Source organism: Kaarinaea lacus (assembly GCF_975902315.1).
The window spans coordinates 1-3,663 of the sequence record NZ_CDLKIE010000026.1 but is presented as its reverse complement, the minus strand read 5'-3'; the positions used below and the strand labels follow the sequence as shown (position 1 = coordinate 3,663).

5 protein-coding genes are annotated in these 3,663 nt (G+C 46.9%); all 5 read left to right on the top strand.

Going from position 1 to position 3,663, the window contains the following annotated elements; translation table 11 throughout:
- Window positions 1-186: cell envelope integrity protein TolA (locus ACWVCM_RS00445; protein ID WP_455199722.1), on the top strand; the 186-nt coding region annotated here is incomplete at its 5' end.
- Window positions 187-248: 62 nt separating this feature from the next.
- A complete protein-coding gene (gene tolB / locus ACWVCM_RS00440; protein ID WP_455199721.1) occupies window positions 249-1,526 on the top strand; it encodes a Tol-Pal system beta propeller repeat protein TolB in 1,278 nt (425 codons plus the stop codon).
- A 10-nt stretch (window positions 1,527-1,536) separates the two neighbouring features.
- Complete coding sequence (gene pal, locus ACWVCM_RS00435) at window positions 1,537-2,085, top strand: peptidoglycan-associated lipoprotein Pal (RefSeq protein ID WP_455199720.1); 549 nt, start codon at window positions 1,537-1,539, stop codon at window positions 2,083-2,085.
- Between the two features lie 44 nt (window positions 2,086-2,129).
- Window positions 2,130-3,029 carry a tol-pal system protein YbgF gene (ybgF, locus tag ACWVCM_RS00430; RefSeq protein ID WP_455199719.1) on the top strand — a complete coding sequence of 300 codons (900 nt, stop codon included), beginning with the start codon at window positions 2,130-2,132 and terminating at the stop codon, window positions 3,027-3,029.
- Between the two features lie 72 nt (window positions 3,030-3,101).
- Window positions 3,102-3,608: a radical SAM protein gene (locus ACWVCM_RS00425; RefSeq protein WP_455199718.1), complete on the top strand. Its 507-nt coding sequence runs from the start codon at window positions 3,102-3,104 to the stop codon at window positions 3,606-3,608.
- Window positions 3,609-3,663: the final 55 nt, after the last annotated feature.

Sequence of the window (3,663 nt, the reverse complement as noted above, 5' to 3'; positions counted from 1 at the left end):
TTTGTGCGTTTAATACCTGGGGGAGGTGTTTCGCATGTGGAGATCACCAAGAGTAGTGGTGATGGAATTTTTGATAGCTCAGTAGAGCGGGCGGTGCGCAAAGCTGAACCATTACCGGTGCCACCCGATCCCAATTTGTTTGATCGTTTTCGAGATGTTAGATTTGTGTTTAAACCGGAACAATAAATTAAATTATGTTACATAAACAATTATTCGCAATTTTTTTATGCATTGGTTGCAGTACTCTCGTGCAGGCAGCGCCACTCACTATTGAAATTACGCAAGGCGTGGAATCTGCCCTGCCCGTTGCGATAGTTCCCTTTGCGGTGCAAGGAGCCAAACAACCACCCGATGATATAGCCAAAATTGTTTCTATGGATTTGGCCCGTACGGGTCGTTTTGATCCTATGGATGAGAAAGACATGCTGGCCAATCCCAGCCAGCCGGATGCCATCAAGTTTCAAAACTGGCGCCTGATGCAGCGGGAAGCCCTGGTTATTGGTAATATCAAGAATGTGGGTGGCGATAAATTTGCTATCAGTTTCTGGTTGTTTGATGTGTATAAGTCGAAACAGCTGGCGGCATATAATATTTCCGGCACTGGGAGCAATTTTCGTGCAGCAGCTCACAAAATTAGCGATATTGTCTATGAGAAACTCACGGGGGAACCTGGAGCATTTTCAACACGAATTGCATACATTACCGCCAGCCCTGACAAGCAGGATAAACTAAAAAAAATCTATGAGTTATGGGTGGCAGATGCCGATGGACACAATCCCCAAGGTATCTTGAGGTCTAAGGAGCCTATTTATTCGCCAGTTTGGTCACCAGATGGCGAAAAAATGGCCTATGTATCACACGAAAAAGGTAAACAGCAGCGCATTGTGATACAGGAAGTATCAACCAGAGCGCGAAAAATAATTACAGTTCCGCTTAAGGGGCGGCAAAGTTCGCCGGCCTGGTCGCCGGATGGAAAAAAATTAGCTTTTACGAATCATAAAGATGGCAACGCGGAAATATATGTCTTAGACTTATCAAGCAAAAAGGTACGGCAGATTACGCGTCACTGGGCAATCGAAACCGAGCCGGTCTGGACGCCTGACGGGAAAACGATTATTTTCACGTCGGATCGTGGCGGTAGACCACAGCTGTATAAAAGCTCAGCAAGTGGGGGACGTGTATCCCGGCTTACCTTTGAAGGAACAGAAAGTGCGCGAGCCGCAGTTTCGCCTGATGGAAAAATGGTCGCTATGGTTACGGCCATTAGAAACGAGTCTAACGGGCGTCTGGAGTATAAAATTGCGGTTATGGAACTGGCGACCGGGTACTTGAATGTATTGACTGACGGTACACTGGACGAATCACCGAGTTTTGCACCCAATGGCAGTATGATTATTTATGCCACAACGACGCGTCGAGGTCGGGGTGAGCTGGCTGCGGTATCAGTAGATGGTAGTGTTCGACAAAGTTTGGCTTATGAAGACGAAGTGCGGGAACCCGCGTGGTCCCCGTTAAACAAAAAATAAGGAGTAAAAGATGAAAATCTTACCCATGTTATTGGTAGCGTTGTTGTCCGCAGTACTATTATTAGGTGGATGTGCATCCACAGGGGAAGCTGAACAAGAAGCAGCTGGTGGTGGAGCAGCAGCAGGTAGCGCTGAAGATGCGGCCGCTGCGAGCGCAGCCAGTGCAGAACCCGCAGAAGCCATGCCTAAGGAAGAACCTAAAGAGCAACCGAAGGATCCCCTGGAAGAAGGTTTGTTAGCACACAGGGTTGTCTATTTTGATTTCGACAGCAGCGTTGTACATGATGACTCCATGCCAATGTTGAGGGCGCATGCAGAGTATCTTTCAAGTAATGGTACTAACATTACTGTGGAAGGGCATGCCGATGAGCGTGGTACTCGTGAGTACAACCTTGCATTAGGTGAGCGTCGTGCTGATGCAGTTCGCCGAGTCCTGCTGGCCAATGGTGTAGCGGCAAGCCAAATCAAGGTTGTCAGTTATGGTGAAGAACGCCCCGCAGCATTGGGTCATAACGAAGATGCATGGGCTCAGAATCGCCGTTCTGAGCTGGTGTACTAAGAACTGTTTACGACAAGTTATTACTACCAGTTGTATTTAGAGTTATGAAGAAGTTATTGCGCCACATAAAGCTGATTTGTCATGGGCTTTGTGTGGCGTTTGTGTTTGCAGGTTTTGTTTTTGCTGGTGCGGCAAATGCTGCAGCTCCGGTTGTGGATTCAACGGTCCAAAACTCAAAGGTCCGGGATCTTGAGAACCGGATGCGGCGTGTGGAATCGCGCCTGAATAACCAGGGCCTGGTTGATTTGATGCAACGATTTGATCAAATACAGCGTGATATGCAACGACTGATCGGCGATATTGAGGTTCAAAGTCACGAATTGAAGCGCATGAAGGATCAACAAAAGAAACTGTATTCGGATATTGATCATAGATTGCGTAAACTGGAACAATCCGGTGTAGCGAATTCCCCGGCAGTGGGTGGTGCACCCGGCAGTCCTGTGCCTGTTGCTCCTGCAGCGGGATTGTCCGCAGGCAGTCAAAGTACCGCATCAACTTTGCAAACTGCACCTGTGCAGCCAGCGGCTCCTCCACCATCACAAATGTCAGAGGTAGAACGCAATGTTGCGCGCTCGGCCTATGAACGGGCATTCAACCTGTTAAAACAGGGTCGCTACGAATTAGCCATTCCTTCATTTAAAGCTTTCCTGGACACCTATCCTGATGCCCCCTATGCAGATAATGCACAGTACTGGTTAGGTGAAGCAAACTATGCGCAAAAAAGGTATAAGTCTGCTTTAAAAGAGTTTCAAAAGGTTATTGATCAATATCCTAACAGTCCCAAGCGTGCTGATGCGATGTTAAAAATTGGTTACACGCATGATGAGCTGGGTAATAAAAAACTTGCCATGCAGGCTTTAAATTCTATCGTTACAAACTATCCTAATTCGACTGCGGCGCGCCTTGCGCAAAAACGCATGAAGAACCTGAAATCCAGCCGTTGATTGCCGGTGCCTGCGTAACCTGGATATTTGGTTGCATCTAAAATTATTTGTAACTAAATCCGTTTGCCAATCGTGAATAGTATCCATCAACAATCTGTGCAGGATGCCAACCCCCACCAGAAAAGTGATGATAGCTTACGTATCACGGAAATCTTTTATTCATTGCAAGGGGAGTCAAAATCAGCTGGATTTCCTACGGTATTTATCCGCTTAACCGGGTGTCCGTTGCGCTGCCAATATTGTGATACCGCCTACGCATTTTCCGGTGGACAGTGGATGTCAATAGAAGACATTATTTCAAGCGTTAAAAAACACCATGCTCAATGGGTAACGGTGACGGGTGGCGAACCATTGGCCCAGAAAAATTGCCTGCGCCTGTTAAGTCGGTTATGTGATTCCGGTTATAAGGTGTCATTGGAAACCAGTGGTGCGTTACCCGTAAACGAGGTTGATCAACGGGTGGTTAAAGTGATGGATTTAAAAACACCGGGTTCGGCTGAAGTAGACCGGAATTTGATGGAAAATCTTCAATATATAACACCACGGGACCAGATTAAATTTGTGCTGTGTGATGAGTAGGACTATCGCTGGGCAAAAGAAATTATCAATGAGCATGCGTTAACGGAAAAATGCG

What these genes read in the sequence shown, in the direction of transcription:
- pal (WP_455199720.1), top strand. Translation starts at nt 1,537, where the DNA reads ATGAAAATCTTACCCATGTTATTGGTAGCGTTGTTGTCCGCAGTACTA.
- ybgF (WP_455199719.1), top strand. Translation starts at nt 2,130, where the DNA reads ATGAAGAAGTTATTGCGCCACATAAAGCTGATTTGTCATGGGCTTTGT.